Annotated in this window: 17 protein-coding genes, 1 tRNA gene and 2 pseudogenes; 17 read left to right on the top strand and 3 right to left on the bottom strand. The window is 70.4% G+C overall.

What is annotated here, in order from left to right; translation table 11 throughout:
• Positions 1-48 precede the first annotated feature (48 nt).
• Genes KGS77_RS23245 through KGS77_RS23230 form a run of 4 tightly spaced genes read left to right on the top strand, consistent with a single transcriptional unit; the run spans position 49 to position 6,147 of the window.
• Positions 49-1,680: a carboxyl transferase domain-containing protein gene (locus KGS77_RS23245; RefSeq protein WP_242584936.1), complete on the top strand. Its 1,632-nt coding sequence runs from the start codon at positions 49-51 to the stop codon at positions 1,678-1,680.
• 23 nt (positions 1,681-1,703) lie between these two features.
• A complete protein-coding gene (locus KGS77_RS23240; RefSeq protein ID WP_242584935.1) occupies positions 1,704-3,992 on the top strand; it encodes a biotin carboxylase N-terminal domain-containing protein in 2,289 nt (762 codons plus the stop codon).
• The gene (locus KGS77_RS23235) at positions 3,989-4,981 is read left to right on the top strand and encodes a hydroxymethylglutaryl-CoA lyase (protein ID WP_242584934.1); all 993 of its coding nucleotides are present in this window, start codon (positions 3,989-3,991) and stop codon (positions 4,979-4,981) included. The genes KGS77_RS23240 and KGS77_RS23235 overlap by 4 nt, the downstream gene beginning before the upstream one ends.
• Positions 4,982-4,986: 5 nt before the next feature.
• A complete protein-coding gene (locus KGS77_RS23230; RefSeq protein ID WP_242584933.1) occupies positions 4,987-6,147 on the top strand; it encodes an acyl-CoA dehydrogenase family protein in 1,161 nt (386 codons plus the stop codon).
• A 203-nt stretch (positions 6,148-6,350) separates the two neighbouring features.
• Here KGS77_RS23230 and KGS77_RS23225 read toward each other — a convergent pair.
• Positions 6,351-7,978, bottom strand: a pseudogene (locus tag KGS77_RS23225) (beta-N-acetylhexosaminidase).
• Positions 7,979-8,188: 210 nt separating this feature from the next.
• Here KGS77_RS23225 and KGS77_RS23220 point away from each other — a divergent pair.
• The gene (locus tag KGS77_RS23220; protein WP_242584932.1) at positions 8,189-8,488 is read left to right on the top strand and encodes a hypothetical protein; all 300 of its coding nucleotides are present in this window, start codon (positions 8,189-8,191) and stop codon (positions 8,486-8,488) included.
• A 175-nt stretch (positions 8,489-8,663) separates the two neighbouring features.
• Positions 8,664-10,493, top strand: coding sequence for a glutamine--fructose-6-phosphate transaminase (isomerizing) (gene glmS / locus KGS77_RS23215; RefSeq protein ID WP_242584931.1), 1,830 nt, complete (start codon positions 8,664-8,666; stop codon positions 10,491-10,493).
• 421 nt (positions 10,494-10,914) lie between these two features.
• Here glmS and KGS77_RS23210 read toward each other — a convergent pair whose 3' ends face one another.
• Positions 10,915-11,436 (bottom strand): universal stress protein, encoded by a 522-nt coding sequence (locus KGS77_RS23210; protein WP_242584930.1) that lies wholly within the window; start codon positions 11,434-11,436, stop codon positions 10,915-10,917.
• 373 nt (positions 11,437-11,809) lie between these two features.
• Between KGS77_RS23210 and KGS77_RS23205 the strand changes: the two genes are divergently transcribed.
• The 8 genes from KGS77_RS23205 (at position 11,810) to KGS77_RS23170 (ending at position 17,617) form a co-directional block, all read left to right on the top strand.
• A complete protein-coding gene (locus KGS77_RS23205; RefSeq protein ID WP_242584929.1) occupies positions 11,810-12,115 on the top strand; it encodes a hypothetical protein in 306 nt (101 codons plus the stop codon).
• Positions 12,116-12,463: 348 nt separating this feature from the next.
• Complete coding sequence (locus KGS77_RS23200; RefSeq protein WP_242584928.1) at positions 12,464-13,897, top strand: helix-turn-helix domain-containing protein; 1,434 nt, start codon at positions 12,464-12,466, stop codon at positions 13,895-13,897.
• A gap of 5 nt (positions 13,898-13,902) precedes the next feature.
• The gene (gene orn / locus KGS77_RS23195; protein ID WP_242584927.1) at positions 13,903-14,508 is read left to right on the top strand and encodes an oligoribonuclease; all 606 of its coding nucleotides are present in this window, start codon (positions 13,903-13,905) and stop codon (positions 14,506-14,508) included.
• Positions 14,509-14,616: 108 nt separating this feature from the next.
• Positions 14,617-14,689 (top strand) — tRNA-His (locus KGS77_RS23190).
• Between the two features lie 425 nt (positions 14,690-15,114).
• A complete protein-coding gene (locus KGS77_RS23185) occupies positions 15,115-15,855 on the top strand; it encodes a DUF6879 family protein (RefSeq protein WP_242584926.1) in 741 nt (246 codons plus the stop codon).
• Entirely contained in the window at positions 15,852-16,694 is an 843-nt protein-coding gene (locus KGS77_RS23180) for a helix-turn-helix transcriptional regulator (protein ID WP_242584925.1), read from the top strand. Before KGS77_RS23185 ends, KGS77_RS23180 begins: the two co-directional genes overlap by 4 nt.
• 84 nt (positions 16,695-16,778) lie before the next feature.
• On the top strand, positions 16,779-17,231 hold the full coding sequence (locus KGS77_RS23175) for a hypothetical protein (protein ID WP_242584924.1): 453 nt from the start codon (positions 16,779-16,781) through the stop codon (positions 17,229-17,231).
• Positions 17,228-17,617 (top strand): hypothetical protein, encoded by a 390-nt coding sequence (locus KGS77_RS23170; RefSeq protein WP_242584923.1) that lies wholly within the window; start codon positions 17,228-17,230, stop codon positions 17,615-17,617. Before KGS77_RS23175 ends, KGS77_RS23170 begins: the two co-directional genes overlap by 4 nt.
• A gap of 201 nt (positions 17,618-17,818) precedes the next feature.
• Here the strand turns inward: KGS77_RS23170 and KGS77_RS23165 are convergent.
• Positions 17,819-18,468, bottom strand: a pseudogene (locus tag KGS77_RS23165) (NAD(P)H-binding protein).
• Between the two features lie 147 nt (positions 18,469-18,615).
• Between KGS77_RS23165 and KGS77_RS23160 the strand changes: the two are divergent.
• The 3 genes from KGS77_RS23160 to KGS77_RS23150 all read left to right on the top strand — a co-directional run bounded on the left by KGS77_RS23160 (position 18,616) and on the right by KGS77_RS23150 (position 22,504).
• Positions 18,616-19,596 carry an AraC family transcriptional regulator gene (locus KGS77_RS23160; protein WP_242584922.1) on the top strand — a complete coding sequence of 327 codons (981 nt, stop codon included), beginning with the start codon at positions 18,616-18,618 and terminating at the stop codon, positions 19,594-19,596.
• A gap of 225 nt (positions 19,597-19,821) precedes the next feature.
• Positions 19,822-20,964, top strand: coding sequence for a cellulase family glycosylhydrolase (locus KGS77_RS23155; protein ID WP_242584921.1), 1,143 nt, complete (start codon positions 19,822-19,824; stop codon positions 20,962-20,964).
• Positions 20,965-21,070: 106 nt separating this feature from the next.
• The gene (locus KGS77_RS23150; protein ID WP_242584920.1) at positions 21,071-22,504 is read left to right on the top strand and encodes a glycoside hydrolase family 6 protein; all 1,434 of its coding nucleotides are present in this window, start codon (positions 21,071-21,073) and stop codon (positions 22,502-22,504) included.
• Positions 22,505-22,509: the final 5 nt, after the last annotated feature.

The raw sequence follows: 22,509 nt of genomic DNA, 5'->3' as shown, positions 1-22,509 counted from the left end.
GACCGGGCCCACAACCGGACCCGGGACCGAGCGAGGGGGTTCCCTGCGATGGAGCAGGCACCGGTGCTGGAGAGCTCCGCCGATCCGGCGTCCGACTCCTGGCGCGCCAACGAGGCCGCGCACCGCGAACTGGCGGCGCGCCTGCGCGAGAAGCTGGCGACGGCGCGGCTGGGCGGCGGCGAGAAGGCCAGGGCCCGGCACACCGCGCGCGGCAAGCTGCTGCCGCGCGACCGGGTGGACGCCCTGCTGGACCCGGGCTCGCCCTTCCTGGAGCTGGCACCGCTGGCGGCGGACGGCATGTACGGAGGGGCCGCGCCCGCCGCCGGGGTGATCGCGGGCATCGGGCGGGTCAGCGGTCGCGAGGTGGTGATCGTGGCCAACGACGCCACGGTCAAGGGCGGCACGTACTACCCGATGACGGTCAAGAAGCATCTGCGGGCCCAGGAGATCGCACTGGAGAACCGCCTCCCGTGCCTGTATCTCGTCGACTCCGGCGGCGCCTTCCTGCCCATGCAGGACGAGGTCTTCCCCGACCGGGAGCACTTCGGGCGGATCTTCTACAACCAGGCCCGTATGTCGGGGGCCGGCATCCCCCAGATAGCGGCGGTGCTCGGGTCCTGTACGGCCGGCGGCGCGTACGTACCGGCCATGAGCGACGAGGCGGTGATCGTCCGCGAGCAGGGCACGATCTTCCTGGGCGGCCCGCCGCTGGTGAAGGCCGCCACCGGCGAGGTCGTCACGGCCGAGGAGCTGGGCGGCGGCGAGGTCCACTCCCGTACCTCCGGCGTCACCGACCACCTCGCCGAGGACGACGCCCACGCGCTGCGGATCGTGCGCACCATCGTCGGGACGCTCGGCGACCGCGCCCCGCTCCCCTGGTCCGTACGGCCCGTGGAGGAGCCGAAGGCCGACCCGGCGGGTCTGTACGGAGCGGTGCCCGCCGACTCCCGCACCCCCTACGACGTCCGCGAGGTCATCGCCCGGATCGTGGACGGCTCGCGCTTCGCGGAGTTCAAGGCCGAGTACGGCACGACGCTGGTGACCGGCTTCGCGCATCTGCACGGCCATCCGGTCGGCATCGTCGCCAACAACGGCATCCTGTTCTCCGAGTCCGCCCAGAAGGGCGCTCACTTCATCGAGCTGTGCGACCAGCGCGGCATCCCGCTGCTCTTCCTCCAGAACATCTCCGGCTTCATGGTCGGGCGCGACTACGAGGCGGGCGGCATCGCCAAGCACGGCGCGAAGATGGTCACGGCCGTGGCCTGTACGAGGGTTCCCAAGCTGACGGTCGTCATCGGTGGCTCGTACGGCGCCGGCAACTACTCGATGTGCGGCCGGGCCTACTCCCCCCGCTTCCTGTGGATGTGGCCCAACGCCAAGATCTCGGTCATGGGCGGCGAGCAGGCCGCCTCCGTCCTTGCGACCGTCAAGCGCGACCAGCTCCAGGCGCGCGGCGAGGAGTGGAGCGTCGAGGAGGAGGACGCCTTCAAGGCCCCGATCCGCGAGCAGTACGAGACCCAGGGCAACGCCTATTACGCGACCGCGCGGCTGTGGGACGACGGGGTCATCGACCCGCTGGAGACCCGTCAGGTGCTCGGTCTGGCCCTGACGGCCTGCGCCAACGCGCCGCTTCCCCAACGGGACGCCACCGCGCCCGGCTACGGCGTCTTCCGGATGTGAGAGGGATGCCCACGATGTCCACCATGTTCGACACCGTTCTGGTCGCCAACCGGGGCGAGATCGCCGTCCGCGTCATCCGTACGCTGCGCGCGCTGGGCATCCGCTCCGTCGCCGTCTTCAGCGACGCGGACGCCGACGCCCGGCACGTCCGCGAGGCGGACACGGCCGTACGGATCGGTCCGGCACCCGCCGCCGAGAGCTATCTGTCCGTCGACCGCCTCCTGGAGGCCGCCGCCCGCACCGGCGCCCAGGCCGTCCACCCCGGGTACGGCTTCCTCGCCGAGAACGCCGTCTTCGCGCGGGCCTGTACGGACGCGGGGCTCGTCTTCATAGGTCCCCCGTCCGACGCCATCGACCTCATGGGCGACAAGATCCGCGCCAAGGAGACGGTGCAGGCGGCGGGCGTACCGGTCGTGCCCGGCTCCTCGGGGAGCGGGCTGAGCGATGACCAACTGGCCGACGCGGCACGCGAGATCGGTATGCCGGTGCTGCTCAAGCCGTCCGCGGGCGGTGGCGGCAAGGGCATGCGGCTCGTACGGGAGGCAGCGCGGCTCGGCGAGGAGATCGCCGCCGCCCGCCGTGAGGCTCGCGGCTCCTTCGGCGACGACACCCTCCTGGTGGAGCGCTGGATCGACCGGCCACGGCACATCGAGATCCAGATCCTGGCCGACGGCCACGGCAACGTCCTCCACCTCGGGGAGCGCGAGTGCTCCCTCCAGCGGCGCCACCAGAAGGTCATCGAGGAGGCACCGTCGGTCCTCCTGGACGAGGCCACCCGCGCCGCCATGGGGGCGGCGGCCGTCCAGGCGGCCCGCTCCTGCGGCTACCGGGGCGCCGGAACGGTGGAGTTCATCGTGCCGGGCGGCGGTCTCCCGGGCAGCGGTCTCCCGGGCAGCGGCCCGAGGACCGCAGGAAGCCGAGAAGCGCAAGAAGCCCAAGAAGCCCAAGAAGGCTGTCTGCCCTTCTACTTCATGGAGATGAACACCCGCCTCCAGGTCGAACACCCGGTCACGGAACTGGTCACCGGCCTGGACCTGGTCGAGTGGCAGTTGCGCGTCGCCGCGGGCGAGCCGCTGGCCCACACGCAGCAGGACATCACCCTCACCGGCCATGCGATCGAGGCCCGGATCTGCGCGGAGACCGCACGGGCGGCGGACGGGCACGTGGACTTCCTGCCCTCCGCCGGCACCGTCCTGGCCCTGCGCGAACCGGCCGGCGACGGCATACGGGTCGACTCCGGCCTGCTCGAAGGCACCGAGGTCGGCACCTCCTACGACCCGATGCTCGCCAAGGTCATCGCGTACGGACCGGACCGGCCGGCCGCTCTGCGCCGGCTGCGGGCCGCCCTGGGCGCCACGACCGTCCTGGGTGTGGACACCAACACCGGCTTCCTGCGCGCGCTGCTGGCCCATCCGGACGTCGTATCGGGTGATCTGGACACCGGTCTGATCGACCGCGACGCGCACACGCTCGTACGGGCGGGGGTGCCCGACGAGGTGTACGGGGCCGCCGCGCTGCTGCGGCAGGCGGCCCTGGAACCGGGCCGTGGTGCGGCGGCAGCGGAGGAGGGCTGGACCGACCCGTTCTCCGTGCGGAGCGGGTGGCGGCTGGGCGGCGAGACCGCGTGGACGGTGCACCACCTGCGGGTACCCGGCCACGATCCGGTGACCGTCCGCGTACGGGACGCGGCCGGCGGAAGCCGGCCGGGGGCCGGGGCCGGCAGCGCCTACGAGGTCCGGGTCGGCGACGGTGAGCCCGTCCGCGCCGCCCTGGTGGCCGGCGGCGACCGCCCGGACACGGACCGGACGGTCCTCACCTGGGACGGCATGACCCACGCCTTCACCGCCGTCGCCCGCTCCGGGCCGGCGTCCGCGACGGACACCTGGCTCGGCCGGGACGGCGGGACCTGGTGCGTCCAGGACCACGATCCGGTGGCGGCGACGCTGCGCGGCGCGGCCGGCGGGCACGGCGTGGACGCGCTCACCGCGCCGATGCCCGGCACGGTCACCGTCGTCAAGGCGGCCGTGGGGGACGAGGTGGCGGCCGGTCAGGGGCTGCTGGTCGTGGAGGCGATGAAGATGGAACACGTGGTCTGCGCGCCGCACGCGGGCGTGGTGACCGAACTGGACGTGACACCCGGCAGCACGGTCGCCATGGACCAGGTGCTGGCGGTCGTCACGCCGTACGAGAGCGGTCTCGAAGGCGGTTCCGACGGCAGTCCTGAAGGCGGTCCCGGCGGCAGTCCTGAAGGCGGTCACCAAGACCGTCCCGAAGGCCCGGCTGCCGGCGGAGCCGGAAAGGGGGACTCATGACCGCGCCCGGACTTCCGATGGCCGTACCGGCCGAGGGCCTGCCGCCCCGGGTCCGCATCCATGAGGTCGGCGCCCGCGATGGTCTGCAGAACGAGAAGGGCGTCGTCCCCACCGAGGTCAAGGCGGAGTTCATCCGCCGGCTGGCCGACGCGGGCCTGACGACCATCGAGGCCACCAGCTTCGTCCACCCCAAGTGGGTGCCCCAACTGGCGGACGCCGAGGCACTGTTCCCCCAGCTCGCCGACCTCGCCGAACGCGCCGCGCCCGACGTACACGCGCCCGGCGCCCACCGCGCCTCCGGTGGCGTCCACCTCCCCGTCCTCGTCCCCAACGAGCGGGGTCTGGACCGCGCACTGTCGCTCGGTGCCCGCCGGATCGCCGTCTTCGGCAGCGCCACGGAGTCCTTCGCCAAGGCGAACCTCAACCGTACGGTGGACGAGTCGCTGGCCATGTTCGAGCCCGTCGTGGCCCGCGCCAAGGACGCCGGGGTCCACGTCCGCGGCTATCTGTCCATGTGCTTCGGCGACCCCTGGGAAGGCCCGGTTCCCGTCGACCGGGTCGTACGGGTCTGCCGTGCCCTGCTCGACCTGGGCTGTGACGAGCTGAGCCTGGGCGACACCATCGGCGTCGCCACGCCCGGCCACGTCCGGTCCCTGCTGTCCGCGCTGAACGAGGCGGGGGTGGCCACCCCGCGCATCGGCGTGCACTTCCACGACACGTACGGACAGGCGCTGTCCAACACCCTGGCCGCCCTCCAGCACGGCGTCACCACCGTCGACGCCTCGGCGGGCGGTCTGGGCGGCTGCCCGTACGCCAAGAGCGCCACCGGCAACCTCGCCACCGAAGACCTCGTCTGGATGCTGCACGGCCTCGGCATCGAGACCGGGGTCGACCTGGGCCGTCTGATCGCCACAAGCGTGTGGATGGCCGAACGTCTGGGCCGGCCGAGCCCCTCCCGCACCGTCCGCGCCCTCTCCCACAAGGAGTGATCCCGATGCCCCTGGACCACCGGCTCTCCCCCGAACTCGAAGAACTGCGCCGTACGGTCGAGGCGTTCGCGCACGACGTCGTGGCGCCGAAGATCGGCGAGTTCTACGAGCAGCACGCCTTCCCGTACGAGATCGTGCGCGAAATGGGCCGTATGGGCCTGTTCGGCCTGCCCTTCCCCGAGGAGTACGGCGGCATGGGCGGTGACTACCTGGCGCTGGGCGTCGCCCTGGAGGAACTGGCCCGGGTCGACTCCTCCGTGGCGATCACGCTGGAGGCCGGGGTCTCGCTCGGCGCCATGCCGATCTACCACTTCGGTACGGAGGAGCAGAAGCGCGAGTGGCTGCCGCGGATGTGCGCCGGCGAGATGCTGGGCGCCTTCGGCCTGACCGAGCCGGACGGCGGGTCGGACGCGGGCGGCACCCGCACCACGGCCGTACGCGACGGCGACTCCTGGGTGATCAACGGCAGCAAGTGCTTCATCACCAACTCCGGTACGGACATCACCGGGCTGGTCACGGTCACCGCCGTCACCGGCCGGGGCGAGGACGGACGGCCGGAGATCTCCGCGATCATCGTGCCGTCCGGCACCCCGGGCTTCACCGTCGCCGCGCCGTACTCCAAGGTCGGCTGGAACGCCTCGGACACCCGTGAGCTCTCCTTCTCCGACGTACGCGTCCCGGCCGCCAACCTCCTGGGGAAGCAGGGCCGCGGGTACGCCCAGTTCCTGCGCATCCTCGACGAGGGGCGGATCGCCATCTCGGCCCTGGCCACCGGCCTGGCGCAGGGCTGTGTGGACGAGTCGGTCACCTACGCGCGCACCCGCCACGCCTTCGGCAAGCCGATCGGCTCCAACCAGGCCATCCAGTTCAAGCTCGCGGACATGGAGATGCGCGCCCACACCGCGCGCCTGGCGTGGCGCGACGCCGCTTCCCGGATGCTGCACGGCGAGTCCTTCAAGAAGGAGGCCGCGCTCGCCAAGCTGTACTCCTCCGAGATCGCGGTCACCAATGCCCGGGAGGCCACGCAGATACACGGCGGGTACGGGTTCATGAACGAGTACCCGGTCGCCCGTATGTGGCGCGACTCCAAGATCCTGGAGATCGGCGAGGGGACCAGCGAGGTCCAGCGCATGCTGATCGCCCGGGAGCTGGGGGTCACGGGCTGAGAACGGGCTGAGAGCCGGCCGGCACGAGCTGGGAACGGGCTGAGAGCCGGCCGGCACGAGCTGGGAACGGGCCGGGGGCCGGCCGGCACTGCTCCGGCCGGCCCCGCGGATGCGGAGCCGGCCGGAGTCCTGTGACAGCAGCCCTGTGACGCATGTCAGGCGACAGGTGATTCAGACGATCGTCACCCCGCCGCCGGCAGATGTCATGCCGTCGGCCAGGGGACCTGCGGAGAGCGGTAGTAGACGATGCCCAGGGCGTCCCAGCGGGGCGCCTGGGCGGCCAGCCGGGTCCGGTAGCCGTCCCAGTCGTGCGTGGACGCCGGTGACCAGCCCAGCTCCGCGATGCCCGGCAGACGCGGGAAGGCCATGTATTCGAGGTGCTTGGAGGTCGAGAGGGTCTCCGTCCACAAGGGAGCCTCCACTCCCCGGATCGACTCCTGCGGGGCGCCCTGGAGGTAGCTGCCCGGGTCCCAGTCGTAGGAGCGCCGCACCTCTACGTAGCCCGCCCAGGACAGGCCCAGCGGGTGTCCTTGGTGTACTTCATGTCCAGGTAGGACCGGTCGGCGGGCGAGATGATCAGACCGGTGCCGTTGCGGGCCGCCGCCACGACCTGGGCGCGTTCCTTGGCGCTGGTCTTGTCGTAGCCCCAGTACTGCACCACCGCGTCCTTGACCGGGTGCGCGCCGGTGAGCTGGTGCCAGCCGATCACCTTCTTGCCGTACTTGGTGACCACCGGCTGCACCTTGTCCATGAAGGTCACGTAGTCCTCGTGGCTGGTGGAGTTCGCCTCGTCGCCGCCGATGTGGAGGTAGCGGCCGGGCGTCATCGCGGCCACCTCGCGGATGACGTCGTCCACGAAGTCGTACGTGATCTTCTTGGGCACGCACAGCGAGCTGAAGCCGACCTTGGTTCCGGTGTAGAGCGGCGGCGCGACGCCGTTGCAGTTCAGCGGGGCGTAGGAGGCCAGTGCCGCGTTGGTGTGGCCCGGCATGTCGATCTCGGGGACCACCGTCAGATAGCGGCTGGCCGCGTAGCGCAGGATCTCCCGGTAGTCGTCCTTGGTGTAGTAGCCGCCGGGGCCGCCGCCGACCTGGGTGCTGCCGCCGTACGTGGCCAGCTTGGGCCAGGACTTGATGGCGATCCGCCAGCCCTGGTCGTCCGAGAGGTGCAGATGCAGGGTGTTGATCTTGTAGAGGGCGAGCTGGTCCATGTAGCGCTTGACCTGGCCGACCGTGAAGAAGTGGCGGGAGACGTCGAGCATCGCGCCGCGGTAGGCGTAGCGCGGGGTGTCGGTGATCGTGCCGCCGGTGACCCGCCAGGGGCCGGGCTGTTCGGTGCGCCGCTCCACGGCCGGGGGCAGCAGTTGCCGCAGCGTCTGCACGCCGTGGAAGAGGCCCGCCGGGCGGGCGGCGCTGATGGTGACCGCGCGCGGGCCGGAGGTCAGCCGGTAGCCCTCGGCACCGAGCTTCTTGGTGTCGTTGCCGCCGAGCCGCAGGACGATCCCGTCCCGGCCCTCTCCGTCGGTGACCGGCAGCTTGTAGCCGGTGGACGGGCGCAGTATGCCCGCCAGGTAGCGGCCGACCCGCTCGGCCTGGTCCGCTCCTTCGGGGACGCGGATATGGGTCCGCCGGTCGATGGTGTACGGGCTCTTGCCCGGCTGTACGGACGCGGGTGCGGGGACGACCTGGTCCAGGGCGGTGGGTGGGGGGCCGGCGTGTCCGGCGGCGGGAAGCGCTCCGGCCGTTCCCAGGCCGGCGGTGGCGATCAACAGCAGCGAGCAGAACAGTCTGCGTCGTCTCACAGAGAATTCCCTTCGGCGAGCTTCGTGCATGGCCGTGCTGTGACGTCGTTACATGCCGTGGAGCAACCGAACGTTCACACTTGACTACCCTGCGCTCTCGAAGCGGTCAAGACGTTGAACACATCGACATATCGCCTGCCGTGTCGCCCGTTGTCGCCTGTTTACCATCGGCTCGGTGTCGCTTGCCCGATATCGGGCAGGATTCTTGCGAAAGTCTCGGTGAAACCTCAGTATCAACGGGTGCTCGATCGTCGTATACGCAGTGATGGCGCAGGCCACGCGTCCCACGAGGACCTCGTCGACCACCTGGTGCGCAGCACGCCGCTACAGCGCGGCGAGGCCGCCCGGGTGGTGCTCGACGTCCTCGCGTACTTCGACGAGAGCACCGAGGAATTCGTCCGCAGACGCCATCGTGAGCTCCAGTCCAAGGGACTGCGCAACGAGGAGATCTTCGACCGGATCGCCGGTGAGCTGCCGCACCGGGCCGTGGCGCCGCCGGAGCTCTCCACGCGCCAGCTCCGCCGCATGATCTACGGATAGCGCCGCCGACCCGCGAAGAGCACCGGCGGCCTGCGGAAATCACCGCCGGTCCGCGGTCCCGTGCCGCCGGCCCGCGGACAGCGCCGCCGGCCCACGGTCAGCACCAAATTCGCTCAACTGTCCAAAACCTCGGCAGCCAACGGGCTGCCCGACCATCCACCTCGGAGGCCACTGCATGTGCGGGATCGTCGGATACATCGGCAAGCGGGACGTCGCCCCGCTGCTGCTTGAGGGACTTCAGCGTCTGGAGTACCGCGGTTACGACTCGGCCGGCATCGCCATCCACGCCAAGGGCTCCGGCAAGACCCCGGGCGGCCTGAAGACCGCCAAGGCCAAGGGCCGGGTCCGGGAGCTGGAGTCCCGGCTGCCCAAGCGCTTCGCGGGCACCACCGGCATCGCGCACACCCGCTGGGCCACCCACGGCGCCCCCACCGACGAGAACGCCCACCCGCACACCGACGCCGAGGGCAAGGTCGCGGTCGTCCACAACGGCATCATCGACAACGCCTCGGAGCTGCGCGCCAAGCTCACCGCCGACGGCATCGCCTTCGCCTCCGAGACCGACACCGAGGTCCTGGCCCACCTCATCGCCCGCTCCCAGGCCCCGACGCTGGAGGAGAAGGTCCGCGACGCACTGCGGGTCATCGAGGGCACGTACGGCATCGCGGTGCTGCACGCCGACTTCGCCGACCGCATCGTCGTCGCCCGCAACGGCTCCCCCGTCGTGCTCGGCATCGGCGAGAAGGAGATGTTCGTCTCTTCCGACGTCGCCGCGCTGGTCTCGCACACCCGCCAGATCATCACCCTGGACGACGGCGAGATGGCCACCCTCAAGGCGGACGACTACCGCACGTACACCACCGAGGGCTCGCGCACCTCGGCCACGCCGACCACCGTGGAGTGGGAGGCCGAGTCGTACGACATGGGCGGCCACGACACGTACATGCACAAGGAGATCTGCGAGCAGGCAGACGCGGTGGACCGGGTGCTGCGCGGCCGGATCGACGACCGCTTCTCCACCGTCCACCTGGGCGGGCTGAACCTGGACGCCCGTGAGGCACGCAGCGTGCGCCGGGTCAAGATCCTGGGCTGCGGCACCTCGTACCACGCGGGGCAGATCGGCGCCCAGATGATCGAGGAGCTGGCCCGTATCCCCTCGGACGCCGAGCCCGCGTCCGAGTTCCGCTACCGCAACCCGGTCGTGGACCCCGAGACCCTGTACGTGGCGGTCTCGCAGTCCGGTGAGACCTACGACGTACTGGCCGCCGTGCAGGAGCTCAAGCGCAAGGGCGCGCGGGTCCTGGGCGTGGTCAACGTGGTCGGCTCGGCGATCGCCCGTGAGACCGACGGCGGCGTGTACGTGCACGCCGGCCCCGAGGTCTGTGTGGTCTCCACCAAGTGCTTCACCAACACGGTGGTCGCCTTCGCGCTGCTGGCGCTGCACCTGGGCCGCATCCGCGACCTGTCCGTCGCCGACGGCAAGCGGATCATCGAGGGCCTGCGCAAGCTGCCCACCCAGATCCAGGAGATCCTGGAGATGGAGGACGAGGTCAAGAAGCTGGCCGCCGAGTACGCCGACGCCAGGTCGATGATGTTCATCGGCCGGGTGCGCGGCTACCCCGTCGCCCGCGAGGCGTCCCTCAAGCTCAAGGAGATCTCCTACATCCACGCCGAGGCGTACCCGGCCTCCGAGCTCAAGCACGGCCCGCTGGCGCTGATCGAGCCCGCCATGCCGACCGTGGCGATCGTGCCGGACGACGACCTGCTGGAGAAGAACCGGGCCGCGATGGAGGAGATCAAGGCCCGCAGCGGCCGGATCCTGGCCGTCGCGCACCAGGAGCAGGAGAAGGCCGACCACACGATCGTCGTGCCGAAGAACGAGCACGAGCTGGACCCGATCCTGATGGGTATCCCGCTGCAACTGCTGGCGTACCACGTGGCGTTGGCGATGGGCCGGGACATCGACAAGCCGCGCAACCTCGCGAAGTCCGTGACGGTCGAGTAGCCGGCCCGGAACAGGGAGAAGGGGAAAGGCAGGTTCCCCGCGCGTGCCACCATACGCGCGGGGACCCGCCTCCCCTGTGCCGGCGTCGCCCTTACGCCGGCGGTGATGCCGCTTCTCCGGGAACCGTCACCTCCCGGTCGGCGGCACGGCCTGAGACTGCACGGCTCGTACGGCCCACACGGCCCGAGCGCCGTTGATCGGGTTCTACCCCTTGCACCCGCACAATTCACCTCTACGCATCGGTAGGTATGCGCGCCGCCGCCGTCCACCCTCTTGCGCGTAACGCTCCGTCAACTTTTGGCGGGTGCGAGGGAGACGCCCGGGGACGGATGCCGGGGTCCGGCTACGCCGAAGGGTGGCCGGGAACCCGTACGAATGCATGGGCGTGGACCCGTACGAGCGCGTAGACGTATCGTCGGCGTCAGGGGATGACGATGACGGGCCGCTGGGCGCGCCGCGCCAGCCGTCCCGCGACCGAGCCGAAGATCCGGCCCACGATGCCGTGCGTCGAGCCCACCACGATGGCGTCGGCCGCGTACTCCTGGCCGACCTCCTCCAGCTCGTGGCAGATGTCACCGCCCCGCTCGACCAGGATCCAGGGGATCTCGGCGAGGTGGTCGGCGCAGGCGAGCTCCAGCCCGAGGACTTCGGTGCGGTGGTCCGGCACGTCCACGAAGACCGGCGGTTCACAGCCCGCCCATACGGTCGTCGGGAGCCGGTTGGCCACATGGACGATGATCAGACCGGAGCCCGAGCGCCTGGCCATACCGATTGCATACGCCAACGCCCGCTCGCTGGAGACCGAGCCGTCGAAGCCGACGACCACGCCGTGCTGGAAGGCTGGGTCGCAGGAGTGGCGTGTCTGTTCCGCCGCTTCGAGGTCAGCCATCGGATCGGCGACCTGCTTGCGGTCCGCGGGTTCGGGGATTTCGTGACCGGCCATTGGTGTCTCGGCGAGGGACGTCCTCTTGCGGAGGGGCGGGCGGGCGGCGATTGACTTGATCCGGCAGTTGACTGAGCTGGCTGAGCTGGCTTGATCGAGTGGGTGGTGCCCGTAGTTCAAAGGGGAACGATGCGACCGGGAATCATCTTCCCAATCCCTTACCCCTAAGAGTACGGCGCCGCCTCCCCGGTGCACAGGGGCCATCGCGGACGGTGACCGTCCGTGCGGGAGGCGGTGCCCCTCGAACGTTCCCCGGAGCATGCCGGAGCGTGGCGCGTATGGCAATGCCCCGCCCTGCCCCCGTACGTACCCATCGCGGTGACTCATGGTCCCCGGCGGCGTTGTAGTACCTGCCTGCCTGGAGGGAGCCCCCGTGCCCGGACCGTCGAACACGTCAGCCGATCCGGTGAGTGACGTCGTGCGCTGGGGGGCCTTCTGCTGCGCCCTGGTGCCGCTCGTCCTCCTCGTGTGCGGCTCCTCCCTCGGCGGGGCCGCGGGCACCGCCGCCGGGCTCGTGGCGGTCACGTGCACCTGCCGCGCGGTGCTGCGCCAGTCCGAGCGGACCGCACAGCGCCTTCTGGCCGACGAGGTCGCCCCGCACCGCGGCCGGCACGGCCGGACGGGCACCGGAGCACACCGGGGCGGACGGCACCTCGACGGGCGTACGCCGGGGGAATGACCCCTCCGCAAGCCTCTCCGGGGCCGTTTTCAGCCAACTTCGGGTTCGACTGCCTTCCTTGGCGAAAGCGACCCCCGACCCCGGTGTGACCTGCGAGGAAAGGACCGCGCGGCACGGTTGTGCCCTACGACTCATGGGCAGAGGCGTGAGGCGCACTTCCCAGCAGGCCCTACGAGTGGAACGCTTCGTGATCGAATGCTTCGCGCCAAGTTGCCATATCGACATAGCAGTGGGTGGTGAACTTGGCACTCCATCCTCACGGGACGCAGTAGATTCGATCTTGGCAATCACGGCGGGGGAACAGTGCAGGACCGAGAGGGCGAGACGACCGAGGGGGGCTTAAGCGCCATGAGCCAGGACTCCGCTGCCGTACCAGATGCCGCACGCAAGCTCGCCGCCCGACGACGCCGCGAAATAGTCGCGGTGCTTCTCTTCAGTGGCGGCCCTATTTTCGAGAGCTCCATTCCGCTCTCGGTCTTCGGCATCGACCGCCAGGACGCGGGTGTTCCCCGCTACCGACTACTTGTGTGCGCGGGCGAAGATGCACCTTTGCGCACCACGGGGGGCCTTGAGCTGTCGGCCCCCTATGGGCTGGAGGCGATCGCCCGGGCGGGCACGGTCGTCGTACCGGCCTGGCGGTCCATCACCCAGGCCCCGCCACCGGCCGCGCTCGACGCGCTGCGCCGGGCGCATGAAGAGGGGGCCCGGATCGTCGGGCTGTGCACGGGGGCATTCGTGCTCGCCGCCGCGGGACTGCTGGACGGCCGTCCCGCGACGACACACTGGATGTACGCACCGACGCTCGCCAAACGCTATCCGTCCGTCCATGTGGACCCGCGCGAGCTCTTCGTCGACGACGGAGACGTGCTGACCTCGGCGGGGACGGCCGCCGGCATCGACCTGTGCCTGCACATCGTCCGTACGGATCATGGTGCGGACGCCGCGAACGCGCTGGCCAGGCGCCTGGTCGTGCCGCCCCGGCGGACCGCCTCGGACCTGGGGCACCAGCGCTACCTGGACAGGTCATTACCGGAGGAGATCGGTGCGGACCCGCTCGCCGAGGTCGTGGCGTGGGCCCTGGAGCACCTCCACGAACAGTTCGACGTGGAGACCCTGGCCGCGCGCGCCTATATGAGCCGCCGCACCTTCGACCGCCGTTTCCGCTCCCTGACCGGAAGCGCTCCGCTCCAGTGGCTGATCACTCAGCGTGTTCTCCAGGCCCAGCGACTGCTGGAGACCTCCGACTATTCGGTCGACGAGGTCGCCGGACGCTGCGGCTTCCGTTCGCCGGTCGCGCTGCGCGGGCACTTCCGGCGGCAGCTCGGCGCCTCGCCCGCGGCCTACCGCGCGGCGTACCGCGCGCGCCGGCCGCAGAACGGGGTGCCGGAGCAGGCGGTACGGGAGAACCGGCCGGACCGCGGGGAGCGCACAGGCCCGATCGGCGCCGCCGCGGACCGTTTCGCGGCGGCGACGGCGAGCGCCGGGCAGGGCGGGCACGCACCGGGCGTACCCGGCGGTCACCACATACAGGGTGGCGGCCACCCCCATGGCACTCACAGCGGCCAGGGAAGTCATGGCGTTCATGGCACCCAGGGAGGAGGACATGGCCACGCCACCACCATGGCGAACGTGACCAGTGCGGCCAATGCCGCCATGCTCACCCCGCCGGACCCGGACAAACCGGAATCCGATGCCTATAGCCATCGGGTTCCGGAACAGTCCGCCGGCCGGTCGGGCGCCCGGCCTCTGCTGCCCGGCCAGCGGGAACGCCCCGTAGGGTGAGGCGTATGAACGATCGCATGGTGTGGATCGACTGCGAGATGACCGGGCTCTCGCTGGCGAACGACGCGCTCATCGAGGTGGCCGCACTGGTCACCGACTCGGAGCTGAACATCCTCGGCGACGGGGTGGACATCGTGATCCGCCCCCCGGCCGAGGCCCTGACCACCATGCCCGAGGTCGTGCGCCAGATGCACACCTCCTCCGGGCTGCTGGACGAGCTGGACAACGGCACGACGCTCGCGGAAGCGGAGCGGCAGGTCATGGAGTACATCAAGCAGCACGTGCCCGAGCCCGGCCGGGCACCGCTGTGCGGAAACTCCGTCGGTACCGACCGCGGCTTCCTCTCCCGTGACATGCCGGACCTGGAGGGCTACCTCCACTACCGGATCGTGGACGTCTCCTCGATCAAGGAGCTGGCCCGGCGCTGGTTCCCGCGCGCGTATTTCAACAGCCCGGAGAAGAGCGGCAACCACCGCGCCCTGGCCGACATCCGCGAATCCATCGCGGAACTGCGCTACTACCGGGAGGCCGTCTTCGTGCCGCAGCCCGGCCCGGACTCCGACACCGCCAAGTCGATCGCGGCCAAGCACGTCCTGCCTGCACAGCCATAGTGACGCAGCTCGCTCCCGGCTCGGCGAAAGCCGGGAGCGAGCACCCCTCCGGACCCTGTACACTTTTTCTCGGCCGGTACGGAAAGCACCACAACGAAGCCGGTCGTGGTGGGTATAGCTCAGCTGGTAGAGCACCTGGTTGTGGTCCAGGATGTCGCGGGTTCGAGTCCCGTTACTCACCCTGATCGATCGAGGCCCGGCCTGCGCAAGCAGGCCGGGCCTCGATCTTTCTCGTATGCGCGGGAGCACGGCGGGAACACAGGCGCCCCGGACATCCGTACATCCCTGGCGTGGCGAGCATTCCTTCGCCGTCGGACCCGGTCGCCGTGGCCGTCGAGCCGGAGGGGCTGAGGTCATCCGTCGACGTGGGGTTCGCCCGCGTCGACGGCAGTCCCGCTCTACTGGTGCAGCGCTCTGACCGGACCGACCGCGACCGGCCGCTACGTATTTGTGCCCCTGCCCCCGCTGCGGCTACGACTACGGCAGGGGCACATGCGCGCAATCCGCATGCTGGTCATGAGGTCACGCAATCTCCCGCAATCGCCGAGCAGGACGGCAGCATTCCGCTCATTCTGAGGGGCGGACCCTATGCGCGGGAGGAACCACATGACGCTCCGCTTCATCGGCACCAGCAGTGAGGACGGCGAATGCCCGACGCTGTACGAGGTCGAAGGAACAGACAACATCCTCGTCCAAGGCGACCGCGTCACCAACCCGTCCCAGCTCGCCGAACTCCGGGACGTCGCCGATTCGGAAACTTTCGTCATCGTTCCCCGTGACCTTCTCATCCGCTTCGCTCCGCGATCGGCACCGCGCGACATGGTTCCCTTCGCTGACGTGGCTCACCTCTTCCGCGAGTTCAAGCACACCGCGTGGCGGCTGGAGACTCGCCGCGGCTATGCGGCCGACCGGGGTACGCCCAAGTGGGAGCGCTGGCAGCGCGGCGAGGACATCAGCGCGGACCCCGACAACGAGTGGCGTGCCAACGTGCGCAAGCAGACTGCTGGCGGTAAGCGCTTCGAGCGCGTACGGCTGCTCGATTCCCCGATCACCGAGGGACAGCTGTACCTGTTGGACAGCGGTCTCGGGAACGTCGCGGCCGGCGAGGACATCCGCAACATGCCGCGCGCCGAGGCTGCCCAGCTCGGCTTGCCGGACTGGGATTTCTGGCTGTTCGACTCCCGCGTCCTCGTACGGTTCGTCTTCGACGAGCAGGACACCACCCTCGGCGTCATCGTGTCCGAGGACCCCGCCGAGGTACTGGCCGCCTGCCAGGCGCGTGACGCGGCATGGCACCACGCCACGCCTACAGCTGAGGTTCACCAGCGGGTACGTTCCACTATGTGAGCACCGACTACCAGACGATCCGTGCCACCCTCGGCGCCCGGCTACGTGAGCTGCGCACCGAGGCTGGCATGAACGGCAAGGACCTTGCTGCCCGACTCGGCTGGCAGGCGTCGAAGGTCTCGCGCCTGGAACTGGGAAAGCAGACTCCTACGCCCGAAGATCTCTGGGAGTGGGCGGGTGCTGTGGGGCGGCCGGAGGTGGCGGACGAGTTGGTCGCCCGTCTCAACGCGGTGCAGACGCGTTACCGCACCTGGCGCCGCCAACTGGCCGGCGGGCATAGTGCCCGGCAGGAGCTTGCCATCACTGTGACAGCCAATACGCGGACCATTCGCGGACTGGAGGTGTCCCGCATTCCCGGGCTCTTTCAGACCGCCGAGTACGCGCGGCACGTCTTCACTGCGCTTGCGGAGTTCCGTCAGACGCCTCGGGATACCGAGGACGCGGTCCGCAAGCGCCTGCAACGGCAAGAGGCTTTGTACGAGCCCGGTCGGCGGTTCCGGTTCCTCGTGTGGGAAGGCGCCTTGCAAGTGCTGGTGTGCCCGCGCGGTGTCATGGCTGCGCAGCTAGACCGGCTTATGAGCATCGTCGGCCTTGACTCTGTGGAGTTGGGGATCATCCCCTTCTCGGCCGAGCTGCGGCGTACTCCCTCCCACGGGTTCTGGATCTACGACGATCATCTGGTCACGGTCGAGACGATCAACGCCGAGATGTGGCTTGACGACAAGGACAGCGTCGATCTGTACGAGCGCGCTTGGAACTGGTTGAACGAATCAGCGGTATACGGACACCAGGCCCACCGTCTTATCGCCCGCGCGAGAGCATCCCTCGGCCTCTACTGAGCAATCTCAGCAACCCGGCTACTGGATTCGCAATCGCGCGCAATCGCCGAGCAGCCGCGCAATCGACCGCTCTACGGTCGGCACATGACGACCACGCCGACTTCGGCCGAGGCCGGAACGGCCTGGCTCGTACAGTGCAGCGTCCAGCCAGCGACCGTACGCGCCCTGTGGAAAACCAGCACGCTGGCCCCTCTTCGATCGGACGTATGGCGCGTCGTCGAGGCCGATCTTCTGCGCTCTGTCGACGCCATGCGCCCGCTCGGCCGCGCCGGAGCACTGGGCCCCGTCCTCGTCTCCACTGAGCGCCGGCGCGCGTGGTGGCTCACTGCCCTCGATGCCGAGGACCACCTCGACGACATACCCGCGCTCACCGTCCGGCCGGCTCGATGGCCGCTGCTGTGCCCCGAGGTGGGGCACAGCGCGTACGGCCGCGCGTGGCTGGAGGCACCGGACGGTACCGGCAAGCTCACCGAACCGATCGCGCTCGGCGCCGCATTCGGCCCCGGCAGCACACTCTCCGCGGAGGCATTCCGATGACCACCCCGCCACCCCTCGCGTTCATCTACGACCGCAATTTCGCGGCGTCCAGCTTCTACCTGGCCTTGCGTTTGAACGGCTGTGACCACTACGCCCACTCGCGGCACGGATGGCAGGTCGCGGGCGTGTGGATTGATCGCGGGCAAGATGCTCTGGACCCGGCCCGCCGCCCGGAGTTCTCCGCTCTTTTGGAGATCATGAAGACGCAGGCCCGTCGGCGACCCGTGATCTGTCTCGTACACACGTGGGATCGGCTTGCCTGCGATCCGGAGCAGCGCATCGCCCTCCAGCAGCGCGTCGCGCAGGCCGGCGGGTACTGCGCGACGACGTTCGACGAGTCCGACGAGCGCGCACACGCCGTGCTCGTCGGCCCTGGCGATGAGTGATCGTCGGCTCGTGGTGGTGTACGTCATCGTGCCGGCTGGGCTGATGGTCACCCTCGCGATCGGTATCAGTCTCGGGTGTGGTCACACCTAGCCCGACCCCGCGCCGCGCGCACCACGCGTACGGCCTGCCAAGGAGAAGGGAGGGGGAGGGGGAGTAGGGCCCGGGGACGGCGGCGGGGTGGGTGGTGCGCCCTGTGGGGGTCAGTAGGCGACGGTGAAGCGTTCGTTGAGGTGGTGGGGGTTTCGAGTTCGTCGAGGAGGGCTACGGCGTAGTCCTCGGCGGAGATGCGGCTGGTGCCGTCGGGGGCGGTGATCAGGTCGTCCTGGGCGGTGCGGTAGGTGCCGGTGCGCTCGCCGGGCTCGATGACCGCGGCCGGGCTGAGGTTGGTCCACCGTACGTCGGTGACGGTGCGGTAGAAGTCCAGTGCGTCGCCGTGGGCGTGCATGATCTGGAGCAGGAACTCCGGCAGTCCCTCGGCGTCCCAGACCTGCTTGCCGTCCGGGGTACGCAGTGAGCCGGCGCCTCCGACCGCGATCAGGCGGGGTGCGGAGGCGCCGAGGGCGCGCAGGCCGGCGACCAGGGACTCGGCGGCGGGCTTGATGGTGGCGACATGGCCCGGGCCGTCGCCGCCGCCGACCGCGCTGATCACCGCGTCCTGGCCTTCGGCGACGGCGGTGACCGAGGCGGGGTCCAGGACGTCGCCGGTGGTGACGGTCAGGTTCGGGTCGGTCTTGGTGATCTTCGCGGGGTCGCGGACGACGGCGGTGACCTGGTGGCCGCGGCGCAGGGCCTCGTCGAGGATGCGGCTGCCGATGGTGCCGTTGGCTCCGAAGAGGGCGATCTTGGACATGTCGGTACTCCCTGGGCCCCTTGCCGGGGCGCGCTGTGGGTTGGTTGTGGGTTGGTTGTGGGTTTTCTTTTTCGGTCATCGGGTGTGATGACGCCTTCTACGCTAGGGCGACTGGTAGGTAATTTTCGGGTAGGCGCGGGACTGGTGATGGTGAAAAAAGGACACGCTGCTGTGCGGGGTGCCGGGGAGAGCGTTCCGGCGGTCACGTTCACCGCGCCGGCCGGTCGGCCTGCCGGTGTGGAGGTGCTCACCCTCGCCGAGCTGCGCGGGCGCGCCGACGCCTGCGCGCTGGCCGTACCGCACCGTCCGGATTTTCACCACCTGCTCGTGGTGGACGAGGGGCGACTTTGGCACACGGTGGATTTCCGGACGTACGAGCTGTCGGTGAACGACTGGATATGGGTACGTCCCGGGCAGGTCCACCACTTCGGCGACCTGTCCGGGGCGCAGGGGCGGCTGGTGCTGTTCGAGTCCGGCTTCCTCGATGCGGCGACGGCGGGCGCGGCCCGGCTGGAGGACTGGTTCGGGCCCGCGGTCCACCATCCGGAGGGTGAACAGGCCCGGGCGGTGGACGGTGCGCTGCGCCACCTTCATGAGGAATTCGGGGCGCTGCGGGGGCTGCCTTGGGAGACGCACATCGAGGTGTTGCGGCACCTGCTGGCCGTACTGGTGCTGCGGGCTGCCCGGATGTCCGTACGGGATGGGGGTGGGGATGGGGGTGCGCGGGGGCGAGGTGCGGACGTGCGGTCGCGGGGCGCGGGCGGCGGGCGGGTGTCGGACGGTGCGGATGTCTGTGAGGCTAGTGAGACGTTTCTGCGCTTCCGGGACGCGGTGGAGCGCGGCTTCACCCGCAGCCGGCGCGTCGAGGACTACGCCCGGCAGCTCGGCTACTCGCCGCGCACCCTCTCGCGTGCGACGGCCGCCGCCACCGGCGTGGGCGCGAAGGAGTTCATCGACCGCCGCGTGGTGCTGGAGGCCAAGCGGCTGCTGGCGCACGGCGACCAGACCGCCGCCCGGATCGCCGTACGCCTCGGCTTCGCCGACGCCGCCAACTTCGCCAAGTTCTTCCAGCACCGCACGGGCAGTACGCCGATCTCCTTCCGTACGGAGGTACGTGGTGCGGCGTGAGAGGTTTATCGGGATACCGGTGGGAGCGCTCCCAAGGATTGGGGCGGACGGGTGCTTCGTCAAGAGGGGAGGGAGGCGGGTGGACCGGCCAGTTAGCGGCCGATACTACGCAACCGCGTTGTGGAGATGGGTGGTTGACACTAGCCTCGGGTGAACCAGTGGGAGCGCTTCCATTCGTCGCGGGCCGCGGCAGCGGTATCCGCGTACGCATCTGAGGAGTCGCTCATGCGCAGATCGCGCAGGCCGTTACGGCTGTACGCCTTGGCGGTGGCCGCCGTATTCGCTCTGGCGGGCGCGTCACCGCCCTCGCCCGACCCCGCCCCGGCCGCCGCTTCCGTCGCGGCGCCGCCGCAACTGCATGTCGCGGGCAACCACCTCGTAGACCGTGAGGGCGTCACGCGCCGCCTGCTCGGGGTGAACCGTTCCGGTGCCGAGTTCGCGTGTGTACAGGGACGGGGCATCTTCGACGGGCCGGCGGACGACGCCTCCGTCGCGGCCATCGCGGGCTGGCGGGCCAACGCCGTCCGCGTACCGCTCAACGAGGAGTGCTGGCTCGGCACACCGAACATCGACCGCCGGTACGGGGGCGCCGCCTATGTCTCGGCGATCCGTGAGTACGTCCGGCGGCTCATCGCCCACGGCCTGACACCCGTCCTCGAACTGCACTGGAGCCACGGCCGCTACACCGGTCCCTCGGCCGGCTGCGCCGACGAGCACGCGAGCTGCCAGAAGCCCATGCCGGACCGGCGCCACTCCCCCGCCTTCTGGTCCTCGGTCGCCACCACCTTCAAGGACGCGCCCGAGGTCGTCTTCGACCTGTTCAACGAGCCGTACCCGGACCGGGCGACGGCGGACACCGAGCGGGCGTGGGCCTGCTGGCGGGACGGCGGGACCTGCCCCGGTATCGGTTACGAGGTCGCCGGCATGCAGACGCTGGTGGACGCGGTACGCGCCGCCGGCGCCCGCAACCCGGTCCTGGTGGGCGGCCTGGCGTACGCCAACGACCTCAGCCGGTGGACCGCGTACGCACCCAAGGACCCGGCGGGCAACCTCGCCGCCGCCTGGCACGTGTACAACTTCAACGCCTGCGCCGACGAGGGCTGCTGGTCCCGGGCGCCGGGGCCGGTCGCCGACCGCGTACCGCTGGTCGTGGGCGAGATCGGCGAGAACACCTGCGCGCACGCCTTCACCGACCGCGTCATGCGGTGGCTGGACGGGCGCGGGGCGTCGTACCTGGGCTGGACCTGGAACACCTGGGACTGTGCCGCGGGCCCGGCGCTGATCCGCGACTACGCGGGGACGCCCACCGCGTACGGCGTGGGGCTGCGGGATCACCTGCGGGCGCTGGGCCGGACCGCGGCTTCCTGAACCGGTACGGAACGGCATAACGGCACCTCGCCACTAAACGGCACCTCGCCAGCAGACGGCACGGCACCCCCACCGAACCTCCCCGCCGAGAAAGGACGATCCGCACATGAGACGCACTGCCGCACAGCTTCCCGTACGACAGCACGACCGCTCCCGGGCCGTACGCCCCCGTGTCCGCGCTGCCGCGCTCGCGGCCTGCGCGGTGCTGGCCGCCGCCGGAGCGTCCGGCACCGTGCCCGGCCCCGCCCATGCGGCACCGGCCGCCCGCGTCGACAACCCGTACGCGGGCGCCGGGGTCTATGTGAACCCGGAGTGGTCGGCGAAGGCGGCGGCCGAGCCGGGCGGCGGCAAGGTCGCCGGGCAGCCGACCGGCGTCTGGCTCGACCGGATCGCGGCGATCAACGGAACGGGCGGAACCGGCGGAACCGGCGGAACCGGCGGCACGATGGGGCTGCGCGGCCATCTGGACACCGCCTTACGGCAGGCGGCGGGCCGGCCGCTGGTCGTCCAGCTCGTGATCTACAACCTGCCCGGCCGGGACTGCGCGGCGCTGGCCTCCAACGGCGAGCTGGGCCCGACGGAGATCGACTCGTACAAGACCCGTTACATCGACCCGATCGCGGCCGTCCTGGCCGACCCGAAGTACGCCTCGCTGCGGATCGTGACGGCCATCGAGATCGACTCGCTGCCCAACCTCGTCACCAACACCGGCGGGCGTCCCACCGCCACCCCGCAGTGCGATGCCATGCTCGCCAACGGCAACTACGTCAAAGGCGTCGGGTACGCGCTCGACAAGCTGGGCGCGGTCCCCAACGTCTACAACTACATCGACGCCGGGCACCACGGCTGGATCGGCTGGGACGACAACTTCGGCGCCACCGCGCGGCTGCTGCACCAGGCGGCCACGGCCGAGGGCAGTACGGTCGACAAGGTGCACGGGTTCATCACCAACACCGCCAACTACAGCGCGCTGAAGGAGGAGAACGTCGCGATCGGGGACAGCGTGGCGGGCCGGTCCGTACGGGAGTCGAAGTGGGTGGACTGGAACCGCTACACCGACGAGCTGTCCTTCGCCCAGGCGTTCCGGCAGGAGGCGGTACGGGCCGGGTTCCGGCCGGACGTCGGGATGCTGATCGACACCTCGCGCAACGGGTGGGGCGGCAGCGCGCGGCCCGCCGGTCCCGGGCCGCGTACGAGTGTGGACGCGTACGTGGACGGGGGCCGGTACGACCGCCGGATCCACGTCGGCAACTGGTGCAACCAGGCCGGGGCGGGGCTGGGCGAGCGACCGAAGGCGGCGCCGGCGGCGGGGATCGACGCGTACGTGTGGATGAAGCCGCCGGGTGAGTCGGACGGTTCGAGCACGGCGGTCCCGAACGACGAGGGCAAGGGGTTCGACCGGATGTGCGACCCGTCGTACGAGGGCAATCCTCGCAACAAATACCACCGGTCGGGGGCGCTGCCCGGCGCTCCGCTGTCCGGGCACTGGTTCCCGGCCCAGTTCCGTGAGCTGCTGAAGAACGCGTATCCGGCGCTGTAGGGCGG

Source organism: Streptomyces sp. MST-110588 (assembly GCF_022695595.1).
Classification (GTDB): Bacteria; Actinomycetota; Actinomycetes; order Streptomycetales; family Streptomycetaceae; genus Streptomyces.
Note: the sequence above shows the minus strand (reverse complement) of the source record. Positions and strands in the feature narration are given on the sequence as shown.